Annotated in this window: 21 protein-coding genes and 1 pseudogene; 10 read left to right on the plus strand and 12 right to left on the minus strand. The window is 67.6% G+C overall.

Going from position 1 to position 22,081, the window contains the following annotated elements; all coding sequences use genetic code 11:
• Positions 1 to 2: 2 nt before the first annotated feature.
• The 10 genes and pseudogenes from AC1DW0_RS02710 to AC1DW0_RS02755 form a co-directional block, all read right to left on the minus strand.
• A pseudogene (locus AC1DW0_RS02710) lies at positions 3 to 401 on the minus strand (ATP-binding cassette domain-containing protein); the annotation flags it as partial.
• A 71-nt stretch (positions 402 to 472) separates the two neighbouring features.
• Positions 473 to 1,468: a branched-chain amino acid ABC transporter permease gene (locus AC1DW0_RS02715; RefSeq protein ID WP_056195912.1), complete on the minus strand. Its 996-nt coding sequence runs from the start codon at positions 1,466 to 1,468 to the stop codon at positions 473 to 475.
• 13 nt (positions 1,469 to 1,481) lie between these two features.
• Positions 1,482 to 2,402 carry a branched-chain amino acid ABC transporter permease gene (locus AC1DW0_RS02720; RefSeq protein WP_056195913.1) on the minus strand — a complete coding sequence of 307 codons (921 nt, stop codon included), beginning with the start codon at positions 2,400 to 2,402 and terminating at the stop codon, positions 1,482 to 1,484.
• Between the two features lie 10 nt (positions 2,403 to 2,412).
• Positions 2,413 to 3,570, minus strand: a complete 1,158-nt coding sequence (locus AC1DW0_RS02725; protein WP_056195916.1) for an ABC transporter substrate-binding protein — start codon at positions 3,568 to 3,570, stop codon at positions 2,413 to 2,415.
• Between the two features lie 23 nt (positions 3,571 to 3,593).
• The gene (locus AC1DW0_RS02730) at positions 3,594 to 3,911 is read right to left on the minus strand and encodes a non-heme iron oxygenase ferredoxin subunit (RefSeq protein ID WP_056195918.1); all 318 of its coding nucleotides are present in this window, start codon (positions 3,909 to 3,911) and stop codon (positions 3,594 to 3,596) included.
• An 11-nt stretch (positions 3,912 to 3,922) separates the two neighbouring features.
• Positions 3,923 to 4,405 (minus strand): aromatic-ring-hydroxylating dioxygenase subunit beta, encoded by a 483-nt coding sequence (locus AC1DW0_RS02735; protein ID WP_200955258.1) that lies wholly within the window; start codon positions 4,403 to 4,405, stop codon positions 3,923 to 3,925.
• Between the two features lie 3 nt (positions 4,406 to 4,408).
• Positions 4,409 to 5,668, minus strand: a complete 1,260-nt coding sequence (locus AC1DW0_RS02740) for an aromatic ring-hydroxylating dioxygenase subunit alpha (protein WP_056195921.1) — start codon at positions 5,666 to 5,668, stop codon at positions 4,409 to 4,411.
• A gap of 33 nt (positions 5,669 to 5,701) precedes the next feature.
• Positions 5,702 to 6,397 carry a fumarylacetoacetate hydrolase family protein gene (locus AC1DW0_RS02745; RefSeq protein ID WP_457355027.1) on the minus strand — a complete coding sequence of 232 codons (696 nt, stop codon included), beginning with the start codon at positions 6,395 to 6,397 and terminating at the stop codon, positions 5,702 to 5,704.
• Between the two features lie 23 nt (positions 6,398 to 6,420).
• Positions 6,421 to 7,467: a gentisate 1,2-dioxygenase gene (gene gtdA, locus AC1DW0_RS02750; protein ID WP_056195926.1), complete on the minus strand. Its 1,047-nt coding sequence runs from the start codon at positions 7,465 to 7,467 to the stop codon at positions 6,421 to 6,423.
• 11 nt (positions 7,468 to 7,478) lie between these two features.
• Complete coding sequence (locus AC1DW0_RS02755; RefSeq protein WP_056195931.1) at positions 7,479 to 8,468, minus strand: 2Fe-2S iron-sulfur cluster-binding protein; 990 nt, start codon at positions 8,466 to 8,468, stop codon at positions 7,479 to 7,481.
• A 120-nt stretch (positions 8,469 to 8,588) separates the two neighbouring features.
• On the opposite strand from AC1DW0_RS02755, the gene AC1DW0_RS02760 reads away from it, so the two are divergent.
• On the plus strand, positions 8,589 to 9,494 hold the full coding sequence (locus tag AC1DW0_RS02760; protein WP_056195933.1) for a LysR family transcriptional regulator: 906 nt from the start codon (positions 8,589 to 8,591) through the stop codon (positions 9,492 to 9,494).
• A 174-nt stretch (positions 9,495 to 9,668) separates the two neighbouring features.
• Here the strand turns inward: AC1DW0_RS02760 and AC1DW0_RS02765 are convergent, their stop codons facing one another.
• Both AC1DW0_RS02765 and AC1DW0_RS02770 read right to left on the minus strand, forming a co-directional pair.
• Positions 9,669 to 10,418: an arginyltransferase gene (locus AC1DW0_RS02765; protein ID WP_056195936.1), complete on the minus strand. Its 750-nt coding sequence runs from the start codon at positions 10,416 to 10,418 to the stop codon at positions 9,669 to 9,671.
• Entirely contained in the window at positions 10,415 to 11,146 is a 732-nt protein-coding gene (locus tag AC1DW0_RS02770; protein WP_056195939.1) for a leucyl/phenylalanyl-tRNA--protein transferase, read from the minus strand. The genes AC1DW0_RS02765 and AC1DW0_RS02770 overlap by 4 nt, the downstream gene beginning before the upstream one ends.
• Positions 11,147 to 11,169: 23 nt before the next feature.
• On the opposite strand from AC1DW0_RS02770, the gene AC1DW0_RS02775 reads away from it, so the two are divergent.
• The 9 genes from AC1DW0_RS02775 (at position 11,170) to AC1DW0_RS02815 (ending at position 22,067) form a co-directional block, all read left to right on the plus strand.
• The gene (locus tag AC1DW0_RS02775; RefSeq protein ID WP_056195941.1) at positions 11,170 to 11,538 is read left to right on the plus strand and encodes an ArsC family reductase; all 369 of its coding nucleotides are present in this window, start codon (positions 11,170 to 11,172) and stop codon (positions 11,536 to 11,538) included.
• 131 nt (positions 11,539 to 11,669) lie between these two features.
• Positions 11,670 to 12,875 (plus strand): ammonium transporter, encoded by a 1,206-nt coding sequence (locus AC1DW0_RS02780; RefSeq protein ID WP_477944838.1) that lies wholly within the window; start codon positions 11,670 to 11,672, stop codon positions 12,873 to 12,875.
• 47 nt (positions 12,876 to 12,922) lie between these two features.
• The gene (locus tag AC1DW0_RS02785) at positions 12,923 to 13,627 is read left to right on the plus strand and encodes a riboflavin synthase subunit alpha (protein ID WP_477944840.1); all 705 of its coding nucleotides are present in this window, start codon (positions 12,923 to 12,925) and stop codon (positions 13,625 to 13,627) included.
• A 177-nt stretch (positions 13,628 to 13,804) separates the two neighbouring features.
• Positions 13,805 to 13,897 (plus strand): K(+)-transporting ATPase subunit F, encoded by a 93-nt coding sequence (kdpF, locus tag AC1DW0_RS02790; RefSeq protein ID WP_082532572.1) that lies wholly within the window; start codon positions 13,805 to 13,807, stop codon positions 13,895 to 13,897.
• Positions 13,894 to 15,690, plus strand: coding sequence for a potassium-transporting ATPase subunit KdpA (gene kdpA, locus AC1DW0_RS02795; protein WP_457355019.1), 1,797 nt, complete (start codon positions 13,894 to 13,896; stop codon positions 15,688 to 15,690). The genes kdpF and kdpA overlap by 4 nt, the downstream gene beginning before the upstream one ends.
• Positions 15,687 to 17,825 (plus strand): potassium-transporting ATPase subunit KdpB, encoded by a 2,139-nt coding sequence (gene kdpB, locus AC1DW0_RS02800; RefSeq protein ID WP_457393142.1) that lies wholly within the window; start codon positions 15,687 to 15,689, stop codon positions 17,823 to 17,825. Before kdpA ends, kdpB begins: the two co-directional genes overlap by 4 nt.
• A 3-nt stretch (positions 17,826 to 17,828) precedes the next feature.
• Positions 17,829 to 18,413: a potassium-transporting ATPase subunit KdpC gene (kdpC, locus tag AC1DW0_RS02805; RefSeq protein ID WP_477944843.1), complete on the plus strand. Its 585-nt coding sequence runs from the start codon at positions 17,829 to 17,831 to the stop codon at positions 18,411 to 18,413.
• Positions 18,414 to 18,429: 16 nt separating this feature from the next.
• Complete coding sequence (gene corA / locus AC1DW0_RS02810) at positions 18,430 to 19,398, plus strand: magnesium/cobalt transporter CorA (protein ID WP_457324986.1); 969 nt, start codon at positions 18,430 to 18,432, stop codon at positions 19,396 to 19,398.
• Positions 19,389 to 22,067 carry a DUF4118 domain-containing protein gene (locus AC1DW0_RS02815; protein WP_200955259.1) on the plus strand — a complete coding sequence of 893 codons (2,679 nt, stop codon included), beginning with the start codon at positions 19,389 to 19,391 and terminating at the stop codon, positions 22,065 to 22,067. The genes corA and AC1DW0_RS02815 overlap by 10 nt, the downstream gene beginning before the upstream one ends.
• The last annotated feature ends 14 nt before the right edge of the window (positions 22,068 to 22,081 follow it).

Raw genomic sequence — 22,081 nt, forward strand, 5'->3', positions numbered from 1 at the left:
TCCAGCTGGCGGCGCTGGCCGTAGGCGAGCTCGCCGGCCGGCGAGCCGTGCTGAGCCGACAGCCCAGACAGGCCGATGGCCTCCTCGGCAGCGGTGCGCGCGGCCACGTCATCGAGCAGTGGACGCCAGAAGCGCCAGGGCTGGCGCGCAACGGCCATTGCCGCCAGCGTCGCGTTCTCCAGCACCGTGAACTCCTCGAAGATCGACGTGATCTGGTAGGAGCGCAGCAGCCCGGCACGCGCCCGGCGGTCCATGCTGTGCCCGGTGACGTCGCGCCCGTCGAAATGCACGCGGCCTTCAAGCGGGCGCAACTCGCCACTGAGCTGGTTGATCAGCGTCGTCTTGCCGGCGCCATTGGGCCCGATGACGGCGTGCAACTCGCCGGGCCGGATGTCCAGCGACACGCTGTCCGTCACCAGCAGCGAGCCGTAGCGCATCACCAGGCGGTCTGTTCTGAGTGCGGAGGCGGCCATCACGCATGCCCCTTCTGAATGGCCTGAACGACAGGGCCGGCAGCGGCCGGCTTGTGCAGGCGCTGCAGCAGGCCGGTGAGCCCTCCACGCCCCAGCAAGGCCATCAGCACGATGAGCGGGCCGAAGACGATCATCCAGTGCTCGGTATAGCCCTTGAGCAACTCCTCCACGCCCAGGAAGACCACCGCGCCCAGCACGGGGCCGAACACCGTGCCCATGCCGCCCAGCACCACCATGACGATCAGGTCGCCGGAGACCGTCCAGGCCATCGTGCTCGGCGAGGCATAGGCGTTCATGTTCGCCAGCAGCAGGCCGGCGAGCCCGCAGATGGCGCCCGACAGCACGAAGGCGGCCAGCTGCACGCGGCGCGGCGCCAGGCCGATGGCCTGCACCCGGCGTGCGTTCTGGCGCGCACCACGCAAGGCCATGCCGAAGGGCGACAGGCGCAGCCTGGCCACCCACAGGGTCAACAGCGCCAGCAGCACCCAGGCCGTGCCGTAGAGCACCGGCGAAGCACCGAGATCGATGCCGGCGCCGAAGCGGCTGGTCGTCGCGATGGCCAGGCCATCGTCGCCGCCGTACTGCTTCAGGCTGACCAGCAGAAAGTAGCCCATCTGCGCGAAGGCCAGCGTGATCATGATGAAGGACATGCCCGAGGTCCTCAGGCTGATGGCCCCGACCGCCAGCGCGACGAGGCTGCACACGCCCAGGCTGATCAACAGATGCACCCAGCCGCTGTCGATGCCATGCGCCGCGGGCAACGCCACGGCATAGCTGCCCAGGCCGAGGAATAGCGCATGGCCGAAGCTGACCAGCCCGCCGAAACCCAGCGCCACGTTGAGCGCCGAGGCGGCGATGGCGTAGATGAGGATGCGTGTGAAAAAGGAGGTCCAGAACGGCTGGCCCGTTGCCTGGGCAACGAAAGGCACGGCCAGCAGACCCGCGAACAGAAGCAGCGGAACCAGCGTGGCCGGCCGCGAATAGGCAGTGGACATCGTCACTCTCCGATCAGGCGCGTCGAGCCGGGAACAGCCCCTGCGGCTTCAACGCCAGCACCAGGGCCATCAACAGGTAAACGCTCATCGATGCCAGCGCCGGGCCGGCCGCATCGGCGATGGAACGTTCGGCGATCTGGCGCAGCAGCAAGGGCAGCAGCACGCGACCAAAGGTGTCGACCACGCCGACGATCATGGCCGCGTAGAGGGCGCCCTTCACCGAGCCGATGCCGCCGATGACGATGACGACCAGGGTGGTGATGAGCACGGGCTCGCCCATGCCCGACTGCACCGAAAGCACCGGCCCTGCCATGGCACCCGCTAACCCGGCCAACGCGGCGCCCAGCCCGAACAGCACCGCGTTGAGCAAGCCGATGTTGACGCCGAGCGCGGACACCAGCTGCGGGTACTGCGCGCCGGCGCGTATCAGCATGCCCAGGCGCGTCTTGTGGATCACCAGGTGCGACCCCACCGCCACGGCCAACCCGACCGCGATGATCGCGAAACGGTAGGCGGGATAGGTGAAGCCGAACAGGTTCACGGTGCCGTCAAGCACCTGCGGCACCTGGACGAAGAGCGGCTGCGGCCCCCAGACCATGCGCACCAGCTCGTTGAAGAACATCACGAGGCCGAAGGTCGCCAGCACGTGGTCGAGGTGGTCGCGTCGGTACAGGCGCGAGACGATCACCACCTCAAGCGCAATGCCGACCACCAGCGCCCCACCGGCCGCCGCCAGCAGCGCCAGCGCGAACGAATCGGTGGCGCCATAGGCCAGCGCCCCGGCATAGGCCCCGAGCATGTAGAGCGAACCATGCGCCAGGTTGACGAAGCTCATGATGCCGAACACCAGCGTCAGGCCGGCAGCGAGCAGGAAGAGCAGCACCCCGTATTGCAGCCCGTTGAGCAGCTGCGCCAGCAGCAGCGTGGCATTCATGCCCGGCCCCTCAAGGCAGCGGGCATTGCTGCCCGTACGGGTCGGCGTGAGCGCTCAGCGGCGTGCCGACCAGGCGCGTCGCGATCTTGCCCGCGTCGCGCCAGGTCTCGAAGGCGTAGTAGTTCTGCACCGGCATGTTGTTCTTGCCGAAGCGGAACGGGCCGCGCACCGACTTGAACTCGCTGCCCGCCGCCTTGACCGCCGCGGCCAGCTTCTTGGGGTCGCCGCCTGACTTGCGCAGGGCTGCATCGAGCAGCTGGGCCGCGTCATAGCCGGTGGCGGCATACAGGCTGGGCGTGCGCTTGTACTTGGCCTGGAAGGCGGCGACGAAGGCCTTGTTCTCGGGGCTGTCCAGCGACGCGTCATACATGGCGCCGCTGATGGCGCCGACCGCCGCGTCGCGCAGCGAAGGCAGGGTGGTGCCGTCCACGGTGAACACCGAGTACAGCGGCAGCTTGCCCATCAGGCCGGCCTGGCTCATCTGCTTGACGAAGTTGATGCCCATGCCGCCGGGGTAGAAGACGAACACCGCGTCCGGCGCCGCCGCCTGCAGCTGCGCGATCTCGGCCGAGTAGTCGGGCTGGTTGACCTGGGTGAACACCTCGTCGACCACCTGGCCCTTGTAGTAGCGCTTGAAGCCGGCCAGCATGTCCTTGCCGGCCTGGTAGTTGGGGGCCATCAGGTAGACCCGCTTGATGCCCTTGTCCTGGGCGAACTTGCCCATGGCCTCTGCGGAGCCGTCGTTCTGCCAGGCCATCGAGAAGATGTTGGCCTTGCACTGCGCGCCGGCCAGCGGCGAGGGGCCGGCGTTGGTGGCAATGGCCACCACGCCCGACTCGACCAGCCTGGGCAGGCTGCCCATCAACACGTTGGAGAAGGACAGGCCAACGATGGCATCGACCTTGTCCTTGTCGATCAGCTTGCGAACGGCCTGCTGGCCGATCTCGGGCTTGAGCTGGTCGTCTTCCTTCAGCAGCGTGAGCGGCTGGCCGCCGAGCTTGCCGCCGAGCTGCTCGACAGCGAGATTGAAGCCGTCGACCTGGTCCTGCCCGACGAGGGCCTGCGGCCCGGAAAGCGGCGCCACCAGGCCGATGACGGCCGCTTGCGCTGCGCCAGCAACGGCCAGCGCAGTGGCGCCCAGGATGATCATCTTGGATGTCGTGCTCATGCTTGTCTCCTTGTAGTAGTGGGTCAGTCGATCTGCAGATAAACGCGCTGGCCGTCGATCTTCACGGGGTAGCTGCGCAGGGCCTCGGTGACCGGCTCGCACATCGGGCGCCCGTCGCGAACGTCGAACTTGCCCTGGTGCAGCGGGCACTCGATCTCGTGGCCGTCCAGGAAGCCGTCGCACAGCCGCGCATGGCCATGCGTGCAGATGTTGTCGGTGGCGTACACCTCGTCGCCGACGGTGTAGACGGCGATGTCGCGGCCCGCGACCGCGACGCCGATCACGTCGTCGGCAGGCAGCTGATCGCGACCCAGGGCGTCGATCCAGTTGTCATGGCTCATGGGCGTCGCTTTCAGATGGGATAGATGATGGAGTTCGGGATCATTTCGCTGTCGTAGATGCACTCGCGCGACGCGAACTTGAAGCCGCCCGGCGTGCGCACGACCACGTCGATATAGCGCCCGACGTTGAACACGGTGCTGGCCTCGGACAGCTTGGTGCGCAGCACCGCGTAGTTCGCTTCGGACTCGATGCAGTCGGCTTCAGCGCGGCGCACCACGGGCGCACCGACGATGTGGCGCTGGTAGTAGGGGTCGTGGAACAGCGTCTCCTTGATGCCGTAGACCCTGTCCTTGAGCATGCCCTTGCTGGTGAAGGCCAGCGTGGCCAGCGGGAAGCCGCGCTCATGGTTTTCGCGTGGCTGCAGGCGGTAGACGCAGTCGTCGACGAAGAACTCGGGCCAGAGGTCCCAGTTGCCGGAGTCGACGGCGGCGGCGTAGTCGGCGTACAGCTGGCTGAGTGCCAGCCAGTCCTCGAAGTTGATGGATGCGGCCATGGCTCAGTCCTCCATCACCTGGCGCCAGTAGCGGTACATGCCGCGTATCAGCGTCTCGGTGACCATGTGCTCCGTGTCCTCGACCTCGCGCCCGCCCAGCTCGGCCAGCGTGCGGTGGAAGGGCTTGCTCTCGAACGCCTGCTGCGAGAACTCGATCACCTCGCCGTCATCGGCCGAGACGAAGCCAGCCGGGCCGAACAGGTTGGATTGGCGCAGGCGCCGCTGGGTCATCTCCTCGGTGTCGTCCTCGTAGCCGAAATGGGTCCAGACGAAGTCGAAGCTGCCGTGGCCGCTGGGCTGGATGTGGCGGGTCGACACGCTGTTGACCTGCTGCTGCAGGATGACGCTCGGGAAGATCGTCGTCATCACCGCAGTCGGCCCGCCCCACCAGGGCTCCGGGACGATGTCCAGGAAGCTCGGGTCGTGCAGCTGCATGGTCTCCTTGAAGCTGGAGACCTGGGTCACCTGCTCCGACTTGCCGGCGCTGCCGCGCGTCGAGATCATGGACGCATGGCGATGGTGGTCGTCCATGCGGAGTTGCGACTTGTTGTCGGCGCGCCAGAGCCCGAAGGTGACGAACCAGGTGTGCAGCAGGCCCGGGTGATACGGGTCCTTGATGTTCTCCTGCATCAGCTTCCAGTTGCCCGGGATGCGCTGGCGGTTGTAGCCGAGGATCTTGAGCTTGCGGCCGTTGAACATGCGGTCGAAGTAGCCCAGGATGGTCGGGCCCATGAAGTCCTCGAAGGACTCGACGTCAGGATCGAACGAGGCGAACACCACGCCGCCGCGCACGGCAACCTTGAGCTTGGTCAGCGCATGGTCGCTGGTCTTGAAGTCCGCCGGCATGCCGCCGTGCACCTGGCCGTCCTGCTTGATGCCGCGCCGGAACGGCACGCCCTGCAGGTCGCCCTTGAGCGTGTAGCTCCACTGGTGGTAGGGGCAGACGAACTCCTTGCGGTTGCCGTGCCGCTCGCGGCAAAAGCGCATGCCGCGATGCGCGCAGACGTTCTCGATCACGTTGATCGCGCCGTCGTTGTCGCGCGCCATGATGACCGATCGCTCACCGATGACGGTGCGCTTGAAGTCGCCCACGTTGGGCACCTCGGCCTCCAGGCCGACGTAGCACCAGTGGCCCTTGTAGAAGAAGCGCTCCAGCTCGCGTTGGTAGAGCTGCTCACTGGTGTAGGCCAGGAAGGGGATGCGGGAGCTCCCCTCGCCTTCCCACCGGGCCTCGGTCGGGAAGATGGTGGACGTGTCGGCCATGCCTGTCTCCTTGTTGTTCTGGGCGCTCAGCCTTCAGGCCGTGACGCGCACTTCGATCTGCCCGAGGCCGGAGATCGCACCGAGCATCACGTCACCCGCCACCACGGCGTTCACGCCCTCCGGCGTGCCGGTCATCAGCACGTCACCGGGCTGCAGCTCCTCGAACTCGGACAGCACGGCAATCGACTCGGCCACGGACCAGATCAGCTTCGCGATGTCGGATGACTGGCGTGCCTGGCCGTTGACGGTCAGGCTGATGGCGGCTTCGGCGGGATGCCCGATGTCTGCGGCCCGATGGACCGCACCGATGGGCGCCGATTGGGAGAAGGACTTGCCGAACTCCCAGGGCCGGCCCTTGTCGCGGGCTTCGAGCTGCAGGTCGCGGCGCGTCATGTCCAGGCCGACGGCATAGCCGTAGACATGGTCGAGCGCCTGTGCGGCCGGGATGTTGCGCCCGCCCTTGCCCAGCACCACGACGAGTTCGATCTCGTGGTGGTAGTTCTTGGTCTGCGGCGGATAGGGCACGCTCACCGGCGCGGCCGCGTCGACGACGGCGCTTGCCGGCTTCATGAAGAAGAACGGCGCTTCGCGGTCCGGGTCCTTGCCCATCTCGCGGGCATGCGCGGCGTAGTTGCGGCCGACGCAGAAGACGCGATTCACGGCAACGCGCTCGTCGCTGTTGGCGATGGCGAGGGTGTGCAGCGGTGGGGCTTGGAGGGCGAGCTTCATGTGGGAGTCCTTGGGTCAGGGGTTCATTGGCGCTGTTCGCGAAACAGGCCTAGCGCCTGTTGCACGGGGCGGTCAGAAAAGCTGAACAGCAGGCTGTCGCGGTCCGCACGAAGCTGCAATGCGTGCCAGGACGGCACGACGAAGACGTCGTTCTCCTGCATGCGCAGCGTCAGGTCGCCGATGCGCGCCTCGCCGCCGCCTTCCAGGCAGACGTAGACGGTGCTGTCGGTGCTGCGATAGGTATGGGTTTCGAAGCCGGCCGGCAGCCATTGCGCAAAGGCGCCGATGGTGGGCATGGGCGAGGCCCCCGTCGCCGGGTTCACGTAGCGCAGCTTGTGGCCCAGGTGCGCATCGATGTCGCCGCGCGAAACGCCTTGAAGCGCGGCGCGGGTGCGCTCGAACGGGTAGACGAAAACACGGGTGGGCTCCGCCAGCCGCGGCTGGTAGTCCACCGGCAGCATGTTGGCGCCATAGCGGGCCAAGGCATCGCCTTCAGGGCGGCGCAGCTGCTGGCTCGCGTTCTCGCTCTTCTCGGAGAAGCCGGCGTCAAGAAAGCGGACGATGGGGATGTCCAGCCCGTCCAGCCACACGACCGGATCGGTGCCGAGGTTGCCGTGGTCGTGGAAGGTCCAGGCCGGGGTGATGATGAAGTCGCCGCGGCGCATCGTCGTGCGCTCGCCGTCGACCGCGGTGTAGGCGCCTTCGCCATCGAGCACGAGGCGCAATGCCGACTGGGTGTGCCGATGCGCGGGTGCGACCTCGCCAGGAAGGATCAGCTGCAGGCCCGCGTACAGCGACTGCGTGATCGACGAATGGCCCCGTAGCGCCGGGTTCTCCAGGATCAGCACGCGGCGCTCGGCTTCCTCGGCGGTGATGAGCCGGCCAGCCTCCATCACCTGCTCGCGCAGCTCCGCATAGCGCCACAGCGCTGCCTGCAAAGGCGAGCGGGGCTGCGGCGGCACCAGCGCGCCGAGTACCTCCCACAGCGGCGTCATGTTCTGGGTGCCGATTCGTTCGTAGAAGGTCGCGCGCGCGGCCCGCTGCTCGGCGCTCAAGGCGGCAGCATGCATAAGGGGTCTCCTCAGGTTCCTTGGGTGTAGAAGGCGTCGGCATGGATGCGCTCGGGCTCGATGCCCTTGCGGCGCACCATCAGCGAGGCCGCTTCCACCATCGGTGGTGAGCCGCACAGGTAAGCGCGCCAACCGCGCAGGTCGCCGAGGTCTTGATCGATGACATCGGTGACCAGGCCACAGCGGTGCAGCTTGGGATCGCCGCCCGAGGCGACGACGACGTTGAGCTTCAGGCCGGCGTGATCGCGGGCCAGTTCCTGCAGCCAGGACAGGCCATAGACGTCCCGTGGCGAGCGCACCCCGAAGTACAAATGGATGGGGTTGCGCATGCCTTCGGCAACCGCACCGCGCAGGATGGACAGCACCGGTGCCAGACCCGTGCCTCCCGCGATGCAGAGCATCGGCCCGTCGTGCTTGCGGCGCAGGTAGGCCGACCCCAGCGGCCCGCTGACGCGCACGGCGTCGCCAACCTTCAACTGACGGGCGATGTAGCCGCTGACGCGCCCGTCGGGCACGACGCGCACATGGAACTCAAGATCGCCGCCCTCGAGCGGAATGCCTGCCATTGAATAGGGCCTGGCATGTTCCGGCGTGAACTGCAGTTGAGCGTATTGCCCTGGCGAGAACGCCAACGGCTTGGCCGGCTTCAGGACCACGCGCTTGATGTCATGCGTCATGTCCTCGACTGCCGTGACCGTGGCTTTCAGGATGCGCGCCGGGTGCACCACGATCTCGTCCGGCTCCGGGATCTCGATCACACAGGGCTCGGTCAGATAGGTCCGGCACGCCAGCACGTAGCTGTCTGCGCCGTCCAAGGGGCGCTGCTGCTCCTTGCCTCCCTCCAGCACCTCGCCCTCGAGCAGCTTGCAGCGGCAGGTGCCGCAACGGCCGGCCATGCAGGAGTAGGACATCGGCACCTGGGCCGCCTGCAATGCCTCCAGCAGATTCGCGCCCGGCTCGACATGGATGACGCGATTCAGTGGTTGGATGAGGACTTCCATGCAGCTTGCCGGCCAAGTCGTTTGCGATTGGCGGCATGTTGTCCACTTCGGTGACCTCAGCCAATAGAATCTGATGAATAGATCACATCACCAGGAATGATGTGACGGCGGAGACGACGCATGGAGCTCGGAGACATCGATCTCAACCAACTCGTGCTGTTCCACCACTTGATGGCGGAACGCCGGGTGTCCAGGGTGGCGGAGCTGATGGAGCTCACGCAGCCGGCCGTCAGCAACACGCTGGCCAAGCTGCGCAAGCAGTTCGGTGACGAGCTTTTCGTGCGAACGCCCAAGGGCATGATGCCCACGCCGTTTGCCGAGCAGCTGGCGGAGCCCATCGGCTACGCGCTCTCGATGATTCACAGCGGCATCAACCAGCGCGTGGAGTTCGACCCCGCCCAGGTGCAGCGCGCCATGACCATCGGCATGACCGACATCGGCGAGATCGTCTTTCTGCCTCGCCTGATGGAGCGCCTCAGCCGGGAAGCCCCCGGCATCACCTTGAACACGGTTCGCAACACCGCCGTGAACCTCCGGGACGACATGGAGGCCGGCCGCGTCGACCTCGCCATCGGCCTGCTGCCCATGCTCAAGGCCGGCTTCTTCCAGCGGCGCCTCTTCAGCCAGCGCTACGTCTGCCTGTTCCGGCGTGGGCACGCGGTGGAGAAACGCAAGCTCACGCTCAACGACTTCCGCAACGCCGAGCACCTCGTCATCGTCTCGGCCGGCACGGGCCATGGCAAGGTCGACGAACTGATACGCCGGGCGGGCATCAACCGCACGGTGCGGCTCTCTGTGCCGCACTTCGTCAGCGTCGGGCACATCCTGCAGGATTCCGATCTCGTGGCCACCGTGCCGGAGCGGTTGGCGCAGCAATTGGCCGGCCCTTTCAACCTCAGCTACCTGCCGCATCCAGTCAAGCTGCCGGACATTGCGATCAACGTCTTCTGGCATGCCCAAGCCCATCGTGCGCCGGCCAACCAATGGCTCCGTGGCGTGATCTGCGAGATGTTCGGCGGCGACTGAAGCTTGGCGCCGCATGGCGCGGGCAAGACAAAGCAGTGAGCCGCCACCATCGTCACGTCTGAAATCTGTGGGTAATCACGTCGACTTGGACAGCGACCTGCTTGCGATTCGGGCCGCTGCCTGGGCCAGGAGCCGCACCTGCGAAATCAGCCTAGGACTTCCCGACGCTGCAGGTCATTGTTTTGGTTCGCAAACGGCATCCTCCCAGACGCCGTTTTTGAGGATCTGGTGCGGCCTGAATCCGGCCTTGTAGGCCATCTTGGGGCTCTCCTCGATCCAGTAGCCCAGGTAGAGGTGGCTGAGCTTGAGCTCCTTGGCCTGCTGGATCTGCCACAGCACGCCATAGGTGCCGAAGCTGCCCGGCACGTCCGGGTCGTAGAAGGTGTAGACCGCCGACAGGCCGTCGTTGAGGATGTCCAGGATGGACACCATGCGCAGCGGCGTGCTGCCGTCAGGCATGGTTTCGCGGAACTCTACGAGGCGGGAGTTGATGCGCGACTGCAGCAGGAACTGGGTGTACTGGTCAACGCTGTCATGGTCCATGCCGCCGCCAGAGTGCCGGCCGGCCTGGTAGCGCAGGTACAGCGCGTAGTGCTCGGGCGAATAGCCCAGGCGCATGACCTTGGCCTGCAGGTGGCGATGCGCCTTCCAGGCCCGCTTCTGGCTGCGGGTGGCCTCGAAGCTGGCGACCGGCACGCGCAGCGCGATGCAGGCGCGGCACTGGTCGCAGTAGGGGCGGTAGGTGAAGAGCCCGCTGCGGCGAAAACCCGCGGCAACCAGGTTGGAATAGGCGTCGGCGTGGATCAGGTGGCTGGGCGTGGCGACCTGGGAACGCGCCTGGCGGCCCGCCACATAGCTGCACGGGTAGGCGGCCGTGGCATAGAACTGGATCTGCGCGAGCGGCAGTTCTTTGGGATGGGTCACGTCGAGGTCAGAAGCCTGTGCCAGTAGTCCGGATGATAGGTCCAGGGGCCGGGCGTAGGTCCACCCACGTGGGTGGCGAGGTGGTCCTCGAAGGCTGCCCGTGGGACTTCTGCCGCACCCAGCGAGGCCAGGTGGGGGGTGTTCTGCTGGCAGTCGATCCAGGGGATGCCGAACTGGCGGCACAGGCAGATCAGGGCGCAAAGGGCGATCTTGGAGGCGTCGGTGCGGCGCATGAACATGGATTCGCCATAGAACATGCGCCCCAGGTTGACGCCGTACAGGCCGCCGGCGAGTTCGCCCTCCATCCAGGTCTCGATGCTGTGCATGGCCGGCCAGGCGAGATAGGCAGCCTGCAGTTCGGGCACGATCCAGGTGCCTGACTGACCCTCGCGCGGCGCGCTGGCGCAGGCACGCAGCACGGTGGCGCGATCAAAGTCGACGCGGATCTCACAGCCGGGCGTGGAGGCAAAGCGTGCCACCGTCTTGCGCAGCGAGCGCGAAAGCTTGAAGTCGGCCGTCTTCAGCACCATGCGCGGGTCGGGCGCCCACCACAGCGGCGGCTGGCCGGGGCCGTACCAGGGGAAGATGCCGCGCCGGTAGGCCGCTTCCAGGCGCTCGGGGTCCAGGGTGCCGCCGGCGGCAAGCAGGCCGGGGGCATCGGTGCCAGGGCCCAGCGCCCGCGAGCTGGGTGGAAAGTCGAGGGAAGCTTCGTCAAGCCAGTCGATCATGGAGCCATGGTAAGTTGGCGCCCATGATCACCGTCTATGGCATTCCCAACTGCGACACCGTCAAGAAGGCGCGCTCCTGGCTGGCCGAACAAGGCCTGGAAGTCGCTTTTCATGACTTCAAGAAACAGGGCGTACCGGCCGAGCTGCTGCCGACCTGGATCAAGGCCTTTGGCCGCGACAGGATCGTCAACCGCGCCGGTAACACCTGGCGCAAGCTGGACGACGCCGCGAAGGCCGCCGTCACTGACGACGCGTCGGCCATGGCGCTGATGCTGACCGAGCCCAGCGTCATCAAGCGGCCCGTCGTGCGCTGGCCGGACGGCCACTGGACGCTCGGATTTGGTGCGGAATCGTTCGAGAAGAGTGCATTGAATGCACCAAAGAAGAGCTGAACGATTGCCTGCGCTGCTCTCTGGCCGCAAATTTACGCCTTAAAAGCGGGCATTGAATTTGCAATTTCGGTGCGGTTTGGTTCGGATTGGTGCATGTCGCCCAAGTCTGGAGCCGCCGGCCGGAGGCAGCGTTGGAGTCATCGATCAAGCAGGGCGCAGACGCGCTCTTCATCCTACTGGGCGCCATCATGGTGCTCGCCATGCATGCGGGCTTTGCCTTCCTCGAACTGGGCACCGTGCGCAAGAAGAACCAGGTCAATGCCCTGGTCAAGATCCTGGTGGACTTCGCGGTGTCCACGCTGGCCTATTTCCTGGTCGGCTACCTGGTCGCCTACGGCAGCCACTTCTTCGCCGGCGCCGAGCAGTTGGCGCAGAAGAACGGCTATGAGCTGGTCAAGTTCTTCTTCCTGCTGACTTTCGCGGCGGCCATTCCCGCCATCGTGTCGGGCGGCATTGCCGAGCGGGCCCGCTTCGGCCCGCAACTGGCCGCCACCTGCGTCATCGTTGGCTTCATCTACCCGGTGTTCGAAGGCGTGGCCTGGAACCAGGCCTTCGGCATCCAGGCCTGGCTGAAGGCCGCCACGGGCGCCGAGTTCCATGACTTCGCCGGCAGCGTCGTTGTGCATGCCGTGGGCGGCTGGATAGGTCTCGCCGCCGTGCTGCTGCTCGGCCCGCGCTTGAACCGCTACCGCAAGGACGGCGCGATGAGCGCCCACCCGCCGTCCAGCATTCCCTTTCTGGCCCTGGGCGCCTGGGTGCTGACGGTGGGCTGGTTCGGCTTCAACGTGATGAGCGCGCAGACGCTGGACAAGCTTTCCGGCCTCGTCGCCGTCAATTCGTTGATGGCCATGGCCGGCGGTACGTTGGTGGCCGTGCTGCTGGGTCGCAACGACCCGGGCTTTGCCTACAACGGCCCGCTGGCCGGCCTGGTGGCCGTCTGCGCCGGCTCGGACGTCATGCATCCGCTCGGCGCCCTGGTCACCGGCGGCATTGCCGGCTGGGTGTTCGTGCAGTTCTTCACCCTGACGCAGAACCGCTGGAAGATCGACGACGTGCTGGGCGTCTGGCCGCTGCACGGCCTGTGCGGCGCCTGGGGCGGCATCGCCTGCGGCGTCTTTGGGCAGAAGGCGCTGGGCGGCATCGGCGGCGTGTCCTTCAGCGCTCAGTTGATCGGCACGCTGGGTGGCGTGGCCTGGGCGCTGGCCGGTGGTTTCGTTGTCTATGGCGCCATCAAACGCATCACCGGCCTGCGCTTGGATGCGGAACAGGAGTTCGAAGGCGCCGACCAATCCATCCACAAGATCGGCTCGACGCCGGACCGTGAGGTCAGCTGGTAAGCTGGCCCGAACGCTGTTCAAAAGGCCTCCTTGGAGGCCTGTTTTCCATGTTCACAGGCATTGTCCAGGGCGTCGCCCGCGTCGAATCCATCGAAGCCCGCGAGGGCCTGCACACCCTGCATCTGAAGTTCCCCGAGGGCTTTGACGCAGAGCTGGCTATTGGCGCCAGCGTCTCCTGCGACGGCGTCTGCCTGACCGTCACCGAGCGCCCAGCCTCCGACGTGGCCAGCTTCGACGTGATGGCGCAGACGCTCAGCCTCACCACGCTGGGCGGCCTGATGGTGGGCTCTGGCCTGAACGTCGAGCGCGCGGCCCGGGAAGGCGTCGAGATCGGCGGCCATCCGCTGTCCGGCCACGTGGACGTCTCCGCCCGCATTGCCGAGATCCGCAAGCCCGACAACAACCACGTCATCCGCTTCGCGCTGCCCGCGCCGTGGATGCGTTATGTCTTTGCCAAGGGTTACATCGGCGTCAACGGCTGCAGCCTCACCGTGGCCGAGGCCCGGCGCGAGCGCGACGGGTCGGGCTGGTTCGAGGTGTGGCTCATTCCCGAGACGCTGCGCATGACGACCTTCGGCGACAAGGGTGTGGGCGACGCCATCCACATCGAGATCGAGCGAAGCACGCAGGTGGTCGTCGACACGGTGCGCGACGCGCTGGACGAGAAGCTGGGCCCGCTTCTGCCTGTGCTGGAGGCGATTGCGCGGGAGCGCGGCATCGACATCACTCAGCTCGCGATAAGCAAATCTTGATGCTTTCTTGATACCCCCCGCCTCGATCTTGGCGAGGCTTTGAGGGCGCAATTTCCAGAATCACTTCCATCGTTATGGAGGTGTCATGGACATCATGTTTCTGGTTCTGGGCGCGGCTCTCGCGCTGTTGACCGGGCTCGCGGCCTGGGGCTGCGAAAAATTGGCGAGGAGGAAGTCATGAGTGGCTTCGAACTCGCCGCCGCCATCCTCGTCGTCGGGCTTGTCGGCTATCTGTTCTGGGCGCTGCTGTTCCCGGAGGACTTGTCATGAGTACCTCGGCCTGGGTCCAGCTCATCGTCTTTCTTGTCGTGCTGCTCGTGCTGGCCTGGCCACTGGCACGCTGGATTCACGCGGCCATGGAAGGCCGCGTCGGGTGGCTGCGCCGCGTCGAGCGCGGCCTGCTCAAGCTGGCCGGCGTGGATGCCGACGCCGAGCAAGGCTGGCTGCGCTATGCCCTCGGCCTGCTCGTCTTCAATGCCCTCGGCATCGCTGCCGTCTATGCGCTGCAGCGCCTGCAGCATCTGCTGCCGCTGAACCCGCAGGGCCTGGCCGCGGTGTCGCCAGACTCGGCCTTCAACACTGCCATCAGCTTCGTGACCAACACGAACTGGCAGGGCTATGGCGGTGAGTCGACGATGAGCTATCTGACGCAGATGCTCGCGCTGACGGTGCAGAACTTCCTGTCGGCCGCTACCGGCATCGCTGTCGTCATCGCCTTCGTGCGTGGCTTCGCGCGCCACAGCGCCCAGGCCATCGGCAACGTCTGGGCCGACCTGACCCGCGCCGCGCTGTGGGTGCTGCTGCCGCTGTCCTTCGTCTTCGCCATCGTTCTCGCCGGCATGGGCGTCGTGCAGACGCTCAAGCCTTATCAGGACGTCACGACCATTGAGGCTCAGACATGGCAGGAGCCCAAGCTCGACGAAGCCGGCCAGCCGCTGAAGGGCGCCGACGGTCAGCCCGTCATGGAAGACAAGCACGGCCAGAGCCAGCGCATTGCTCTCGGTCCGGTCGCTTCGCAGCTCGCCATCAAGATGCTGGGCACCAACGGCGGTGGCTTCTTCAACGCCAACTCGGCCCACCCCTTCGAGAACCCGACCGCGGCGACCAATGCGCTGCAGATGCTGTCCATCTTCCTGATCCCGGCGGCGCTGTGCTTCGTGCTGGGCCGCCAGGTTGGCGACATGCGCCAGGGTTGGGCGCTGCTGGGGGCGATGACGGCGATGTTCGTTGTCGCCGTCGTCATCGCCACGTCGGCCGAGCAGGCCGGCAACCCGCATCTCGCAGCGCTGGGTGTCGACTCGGCCCAGACGGCCACGCAGTCGGGCGGCAACATGGAGGGCAAGGAAGTGCGCTTCGGCATCGACGCCTCTTCGCTGTTCGCCGTCATCACGACGGCCGCCAGCTGCGGCGCCGTCAACGCCATGCACGACAGCTTCACGCCGCTGGGCGGGGCCGTGCCCATGGTACTGATGCAGCTCGGCGAGGTCGTCTTCGGCGGCGTCGGCGCGGGTCTGTACGGCATGCTGGTGTTCGCCATCCTGGCCGTCTTCGTCGCCGGGTTGATGATTGGCCGCACGCCTGAATACCTCGGCAAGAAGATCGAGGCGCACGAGATGAAGATGGTCTCGCTGGCCATCCTGCTGACGCCATTGGCGGTGCTCATCGGCACGGCCGTCGCCGTGATCGTGGAGCCCGGCAAGGCCGGCATCGCGGCGCCTGGCGCGCATGGCTTCAGCGAGGCGCTGTACGCGCTCTCGTCCGCCGGCAACAACAACGGCAGCGCCTTCGCCGGCCTGTCGGCCAACACGCCCTTCTACAACGGGCTGCTGGCCCTGGTGATGTGGATAGGCCGCTTCGGCGTCATCGTGCCGGTGCTGGCCATGGCCGGCTCGCTGGCGGGCAAGAAGCGGCTGGCGGCGGGCGAGGGCACCCTGCCCACGCATGGCCCCCTCTTCGTCGTGCTGCTGATCGGCGCCGTGCTGCTGGTCGGTCTTCTGAACTATGTGCCGGCGCTGGCCCTGGGCCCCGTCGTCGAGCACCTCATCCTCTGGAGCAAATCATGAGTGCCCCCGAACCTGTCGCTGTGCGCCAGGCCCCCCGAGGGGGGCAAGAGAGCTCGGGAGCGGCCCGTCGCTCTCTTGAGACTCGCGCTGGTTTTTCCCTCCTCGACCCGGCGCTGACTCGTGCCGCCCTGGTCGACGCCTTCCGCAAGCTGGACCCGCGCACGCAATTGCGCAACCCGGTGATGTTCGTGGTCTATCTCGGCAGCCTGTTGACGACGGCGCTGTCCGTCGCGCAACCGAACGGCTTCGTTGTCGCGGTAACGGTCTGGTTGTGGTTCACCGTGCTGTTCGCCAACTTCGCCGAGGCTCTGGCCGAGGGCCGCAGCAAGGCGCAAGCGGCGTCGCTGCGCGGGTTGAAAAAGGAAACCTGGGCCAAGTTGACCGACGACTGGAAGCCCGGTGCGCCACGTGACACGATCAAGTGGCACCCCCGCGAGGCCGGCACGCTGCGCAAGGGCGAAGTCGTGCTGATCGAGGCCGGCGATGTCGTGCCGGCCGATGCCGAGGTCATCGACGGCGTCGCCTCGGTGGACGAGAGCGCCATCACCGGCGAGTCCGCACCCGTCATCCGCGAGAGCGGCGGCGACTTCTCGGCGCTGACTGGCGGCACCCGCGTGCTGTCCGACTGGGTCGTGGCCCGCGTGGCCGTGAACCCCGGCGAGACCTTTGTCGACCGCATGATCGCCATGGTCGAGAACGCCAAGCGCAAGAAGACGCCCAACGAGATCGCGCTGACCATCCTGCTGGTCGCGCTGACGCTGGTCTTCCTGGGTGTCTGCACCACGCTGCTGCCGTTCTCGCAGTTCAGCGTGGCGGTGGCCGGCGCGGGCGAGCCGGTCAGCCTCGTCGTGCTGGTGGCGCTGTTGGTCTGCCTGATTCCGACCACCATCGCCGGCCTGCTGTCGGCCGTCGGTGTGGCCGGCATGAGCCGCATGCTGCAGGCCAATGTCATCGCCACCTCGGGCCGCGCTGTTGAAGCCGCGGGCGACGTCGACGTGTTGCTGCTGGACAAGACCGGCACCATCACGTTGGGCAACCGCCAGGCCGATGCGTTCTGGCCGGTAGAAGGCGCCAGCGAGGCTCAGCTCGCCGAGGTGGCGCGCCTGGCGTCGCTGGCCGACGAGACGCCCGAGGGCCGCAGCATCGTGGCGCTTGCCGACCGCAAGTTCGGCGCGGCCACGGCCACGGCCACGGAACGGGGCGAGTTCGTGCCCTTCACGGCGCAGACGCGCATGAGCGGCGTGGATCTTGGCGCCCGCCGGATCCGCAAGGGTGCTGGCAGCGCGGTGCGCGCTCACGTTGAAGCCCTGGGCGGCCGCTGGCCGGCCAGCGTGCAGGCCAGCGTCGACGAGGCCGCCCGCCGGGGCAGCACGCCGCTGGTTGTCGTCGATGACGTGCGGGTGCTCGGCGTCGTCGAACTCAAGGACATCGTCAAGCCCGGCATCAAGGAGCGCTTTGCGCAGATGCGCCGCATGGGCATCAAGACGGTCATGGTCACCGGCGACAACCGGCTGACGGCCGCAGCCATCGCCGCCGAGGCTGGCGTGGACGACTTCCTCGCCGAGGCCACGCCCGAGGCCAAGCTGGCGCTGATCCGCGAGCACCAGGCCCAGGGCAGGCTGGTGGCCATGACCGGCGACGGCACCAATGACGCCCCGGCGCTGGCCCAGGCCGACGTGGCCGTCGCGATGAACAGCGGCACCCAGGCCGCGAAAGAGGCCGGCAACATGGTCGACCTGGACAGCAACCCGACCAAGCTCATCGAGATCGTCGAGACGGGCAAGCAGATGCTGATGACGCGTGGGTCGCTGACGACCTTCAGCATCGCCAACGACCTGGCCAAATACTTCGCCGTGCTGCCGGCGGCCTTCGTGTCGACCTATCCGCAGCTCGGCGCGCTGAACGTCATGCGCCTGGCCAGTCCCAACTCGGCCATCCTGTCGGCGGTCATCTTCAACGCGTTGATCATCGTCGTGCTGATCCCGCTGGCGCTGAAGGGCGTGCGCTACCGCGCCATCGGCGCCGCCGCGCTGCTGCGTCGCAACCTGCTCGTCTACGGCCTGGGCGGCGTCATCGTCCCCTTCATCGGCATCAAGGCCATCGATCTGCTGCTCGTGGCCCTTCACCTTGCTTGAATCATGAACACCCAACTCCGCCCCGCATTGACCCTGTTCGTGCTGCTCAGCCTCGTCACCGGCCTGGCCTACCCGCTGGCCGTCACCGGCCTGGCGCAGGCGCTCTTTCCCCATGCGGCCAATGGCAGCCTCTTCATCCAGGACGGCAGGCCGATCGGCTCCGAGCTGATCGGCCAGGCCTTCACCGACCCCGGGCATTTCTGGAGCCGCCCCTCGGCCACCGCGCCCTCGCCCTACAACGCGGCCAACTCCGGCGGCTCCAATCTCGCGCCGACGGCGCCGGCCCTGGTCGATGCGGTCAAGGCGCGCATCGACGCCTTGCGCGCGGCCGACCCGGGCAACCTGGCGCCGGTGCCGGTCGACCTCGTCACCGCCTCCGCCAGCGGCCTGGACCCCCACATCAGCCGGGCCGCCGCCGACTACCAGCTCGCCCGCGTCGCCCGCGCACGTGGGCTGCCACCGGAGCAGGTGAGGGCGCTGGTCGAGCAGCACACCGAGGGCCGCCGGCTCGGCTTCCTCGGCGAGCCGCGCGTCAACGTGCTGGCCCTGAACCTCGCGCTGGAGCGTGCGACGATCACCGCAAGATGACTCCAGGCAGACCGCCATGCTGATCAACAGCGCCGTGTACGAGGATGGCCGCATCGTGGCCGAGCCCAGCCTGGAGGGGGTGTCCGAGGCGCTGGAGAGAACGAGCGGCTTTGTCTGGATCGCGCTGCGCGACCCGAGCGATGAGGAGCTCAACCTGCTGCAGCACGAGCTGGACTTGCCGCCATTGGCCGTCGAGGATGCCCGCAAGGGCCATCAGCGGCCCAAAGTGGAAGAGTACGGCGACATGCTGTTCGCCGCGATGCATCTGCTGGAGACCAGCACCGACGGCTTGGAGGTGGGCGAGGTGCACGTCTTCGTCGGCGCGCGCTTCATCGTCTCGGTACGCCACCGCAGCAGCCAGGGTTTCCTGGGCGTGCGCGGGCGTGCGGAGCGCGAGCCGCATCTGCTGCGCCAGGGGCCAGGTTTCGTCTTCTACGCACTGATGGACGCCGTCGTGGACCGCTACTTCCCGCTCATCGACGCCATCGAGGCCGAATTGGAGCAACTGGAAGCGACCATGTTCCAGCCCCATCAGGATCGCCAGTCCGTCGTGCAGCGCCTGTTCGCGCTGAAGCAGCGCCTGGCCACGCTGCGCCATGCCGTCACGCCGCTGCTGGAGGTGACGGCCAAGCTGCACGGTGGCCGCGTGCCCGTCGTCTGCAAGGCCCTGCAGGACTACTTCCGCGACGTCTACGACCACCTGCTGCGCATCCAGGCCAGCATCGACGCCGCGCGCGAAACCATCATCGCGGCGACCCAGGTCAACCTCACCCTGGTCACGCTGGACGAGTCCCTCGTCACCAAACGCCTGGCCGCCTGGGCCGCCATCTTTGCGGCGTCCACGGCCCTGGCGGGCATCTGGGGGATGAACTTCGAGCACATGCCCGAGCTGAAATGGACGTTGGGCTACCCGATGGCGCTGGGCGTGATCGTCCTCGTCAGCGGGGCGCTGTACTGGCGCTTCAAGCGCCTCGGATGGTTGTGACCGACACCCGCCCCGACCCCGACGCGCTGCTGGCCCAGTTGCAGCGCGACGAAGCCGCCGCCCAGCGCGGCCGGCTGAAGATCTTCTTCGGCGCCAACGCGGGTGTTGGAAAAACCTTCGCCATGCTGGCCGCCGCGCATGCGGCTCGCGCCCAAGGCCGGGTGGTGCGCATCGGCGTCGTCGAGACCCACGGCCGCGCCGACACCGAGGCCATCGCGCGCGATCTGCCGCGCCTGGCGCTGAAGGACATCGTCCACCGCGGCCAGACCCTGCGCGAGTTCGACCTCGATGCCGCGCTGGCCTGGGGCCGCGAGCAAGCGGGCGGCGTGCTCCTGCTGGATGAGCTGGCCCACAGCAACGCGCCGGGCTCGCGCCACGCCAAGCGCTGGCAGGACGCGCAGGAGCTGTGCGAGGCCGGCATCGAGGTCTGGACGACGCTGAACGTGCAGCACCTGGAGAGCCTGAACGACGTCGTTGGCGGCATCACCGGCATCCGTGTCTGGGAAACCCTGCCCGACAAGGTCTTCGATGCGGCCGACGAGGTGGTCGTCGTCGACCTGCCGCCCGACGAGCTGCTGCAGCGGCTCAAGGAAGGCAAGGTCTATTTGCCGAACCAGGCCGAGCGCGCCGCCAAAAATTTCTTCCGCAAGGGCAATTTGCTGGCCCTGCGCGAGCTGGCCCTGCGCCGCACGGCGGACCGCGTGGATGACCAGATGCAGGCCTACCGGCGCGAGCACAGCGCCGGGACGGTGTGGCCCAACCGCGAGTCGCTGCTGGCCTGCATCGGCCCGGCGGCGGCGAGCGAAAAGGTCGTGCGCAGCGCCGCCCGGCTGGCGCAGCAGCTCGGGCTGGACTGGCATGCCGTGCACGTGCAGACGGCCCAGGGCCTGAGCGACGCCGCCCGCCAGCGCGTGCAGCGCACGCTGGAGCTGGCGCAGTCGCTCGGTGCCCGCACCGCCGAACTGTCGGCGCCCGAGGTCGCCGCGGCCCTGGTGGGCTATGCGCGCGAGCACAACCTGGCCCGCCTCGTGGTGGGCCGGCGCGAGCAGGCCTGGCGCTGGCCTGGCCGGCCGTCCCTGGCCGAGGCGTTGAGCCGCCTGGCCGACGAGATGGACGTGTTGCAGGTGGCGCTGCCCACCGGTGCGCGCGAGCAGCCCGCGGCGGCGACGCGTGGTGCCCTGATTCCTCTGCAGGCCTGGCGCGGCCATGCGGCGGCGCTGGCGGGCGTCGCGCTGACGACGGCCCTGGCCCACGTGTTGCTGGGTTTCATGGCGCCGACCAATATCGCCATGCTCTATCTGCTCAACGTTGTTGGCGTTGCGCTGCGCTTTGGCCGCGGGCCGGCGGCGCTGGCGGCGCTGCTCGGCGTGGCTGCCTTCGACTTCGCCTTCGTCGAGCCGAGAGGGTCGTTTGCCGTCGGCGATGCGCAATATCTCGTCACCTTCGCCGTGCTGCTGCTCGTCGGCCTCGTCATCGGCCAGCTCGCGGCCGGGCTGCAGGCCCAGGCCCGCGCGGCCCAGGAGCGTGAGCGGCGCGTGCGCGGCCTGTACACGATGTCGCGCGACCTCGGTGCCGCGCTGGTGGTGGAACAGGTTGCCGAGATCGCGACGCGCTTCCTGCGCGCCGAGTTCGGCGCCGCCTCGGCCGTGCTGGCGCCGCCGCCAGGGGCCACGCCCGGCCGCGAGATGCTGGTGGCGCTGCCGGGCGCAGGCGTGCAGCCGGACCTGGGTGTCGCCCAATGGGCCTTCGACCATGGCCAGCCGGCAGGGCAGGGCACCGACACGCTGCCGGCCAGCCCCTGCCTGATGCTGCCGCTGACCGCGCCGATGCGGCTGCGTGGCGTGCTGGCCGTCCAAGGGCAGGGCCGCCGCTGGTCGCCCGAGGAGCGCGAGCTGCTGGACACCTGTGCAGCGCTGCTGGCCATTTCGCTGGAGCGCATCCACTACATCGAGGTGGCCCAGCAGAGCACGTTGCAGATCGAGTCCGAGCGGCTGCGAAATTCGCTGCTGACGGCCGTGTCCCACGATCTGCGCACGCCGCTGGCCGCGCTGGTGGGGCTGGCGGATGCGCTCAAGCTCACGCCGCTGAACACGCCTCAGGCCGAGGTGGCCGACGCGATGCGTCGCTCGGCGCTGCGCATGACTGCGCTGGTCGGCAACCTGCTCGACATGGCGCGGCTTCAATCCGGCACGGTGCAGCTGAACCGGCATTGGCTGCCGCTGCAAGAGGTCGTCGGCAGCGCACTGGCGAGCCTGGAAGAAGCCTTGATCGACCGCGAGGTTGTCGTGGATCTGCCGGCGGACCTGCCCCTGGTCGAGCTGGACGCCGTGCTGATCGAGCGCGTGCTCGTCAACCTGCTGGAGAACGCGGCCAAGTACGCGGCCGGCGCCATCCGCATCCGGGCGCGCACGGCGGGGCGGCATGTCGAGATCGACGTCAGCGACGCCGGCCCTGGGTTTCCCGCGGGCCTCGAGGACAAGCTCTTCGACAAGTTCGAGCGCGGCGACCGCGAGAGCGCCACGCCCGGTGTCGGCCTGGGCCTGGCCATCTGCAAGGCCATCGTGGAGGCGCATGACGGCCGTATCAGCGCCCACAATGTCGCGACCGGCGGTGCCTGTGTGCGAGTGGAACTGCCGCTCGGCCAGCCGCCGGCGGAGAAACCAGAGTGAGCGCTGCACGCGTG

It is taken from the genome of Roseateles sp. P4_D2, assembly GCF_056401875.1.

Excerpts from the sequence above, each read along its gene's own strand:
- kdpB (WP_457393142.1), top strand. The coding sequence starts at position 15,687 with ATGAGTGCCCCCGAACCTGTCGCTGTGCGCCAGGCCCCCCGAGGGGGG.
- AC1DW0_RS02760 (WP_056195933.1), top strand. The coding sequence starts at position 8,589 with ATGGAGCTCGGAGACATCGATCTCAACCAACTCGTGCTGTTCCACCAC.
- kdpF (WP_082532572.1), top strand. The coding sequence starts at position 13,805 with ATGAGTGGCTTCGAACTCGCCGCCGCCATCCTCGTCGTCGGGCTTGTC.
- kdpA (WP_457355019.1), top strand. The coding sequence starts at position 13,894 with ATGAGTACCTCGGCCTGGGTCCAGCTCATCGTCTTTCTTGTCGTGCTG.
- AC1DW0_RS02770 (WP_056195939.1), bottom strand. The coding sequence starts at position 11,146 with ATGATCGACTGGCTTGACGAAGCTTCCCTCGACTTTCCACCCAGCTCG.
- AC1DW0_RS02730 (WP_056195918.1), bottom strand. The coding sequence starts at position 3,911 with ATGAGCCATGACAACTGGATCGACGCCCTGGGTCGCGATCAGCTGCCT.
- AC1DW0_RS02785 (WP_477944840.1), top strand. The coding sequence starts at position 12,923 with ATGTTCACAGGCATTGTCCAGGGCGTCGCCCGCGTCGAATCCATCGAA.
- AC1DW0_RS02735 (WP_200955258.1), bottom strand. The coding sequence starts at position 4,405 with ATGGCCGCATCCATCAACTTCGAGGACTGGCTGGCACTCAGCCAGCTG.
- AC1DW0_RS02715 (WP_056195912.1), bottom strand. The coding sequence starts at position 1,468 with ATGTCCACTGCCTATTCGCGGCCGGCCACGCTGGTTCCGCTGCTTCTG.
- AC1DW0_RS02745 (WP_457355027.1), bottom strand. The coding sequence starts at position 6,397 with ATGAAGCTCGCCCTCCAAGCCCCACCGCTGCACACCCTCGCCATCGCC.
- AC1DW0_RS02720 (WP_056195913.1), bottom strand. The coding sequence starts at position 2,402 with ATGAATGCCACGCTGCTGCTGGCGCAGCTGCTCAACGGGCTGCAATAC.
- AC1DW0_RS02740 (WP_056195921.1), bottom strand. The coding sequence starts at position 5,668 with ATGGCCGACACGTCCACCATCTTCCCGACCGAGGCCCGGTGGGAAGGC.
- gtdA (WP_056195926.1), bottom strand. The coding sequence starts at position 7,467 with ATGCATGCTGCCGCCTTGAGCGCCGAGCAGCGGGCCGCGCGCGCGACC.
- kdpC (WP_477944843.1), top strand. The coding sequence starts at position 17,829 with ATGAACACCCAACTCCGCCCCGCATTGACCCTGTTCGTGCTGCTCAGC.
- AC1DW0_RS02755 (WP_056195931.1), bottom strand. The coding sequence starts at position 8,468 with ATGGAAGTCCTCATCCAACCACTGAATCGCGTCATCCATGTCGAGCCG.
- AC1DW0_RS02775 (WP_056195941.1), top strand. The coding sequence starts at position 11,170 with ATGATCACCGTCTATGGCATTCCCAACTGCGACACCGTCAAGAAGGCG.
- AC1DW0_RS02815 (WP_200955259.1), top strand. The coding sequence starts at position 19,389 with ATGGTTGTGACCGACACCCGCCCCGACCCCGACGCGCTGCTGGCCCAG.
- AC1DW0_RS02725 (WP_056195916.1), bottom strand. The coding sequence starts at position 3,570 with ATGAGCACGACATCCAAGATGATCATCCTGGGCGCCACTGCGCTGGCC.
- corA (WP_457324986.1), top strand. The coding sequence starts at position 18,430 with ATGCTGATCAACAGCGCCGTGTACGAGGATGGCCGCATCGTGGCCGAG.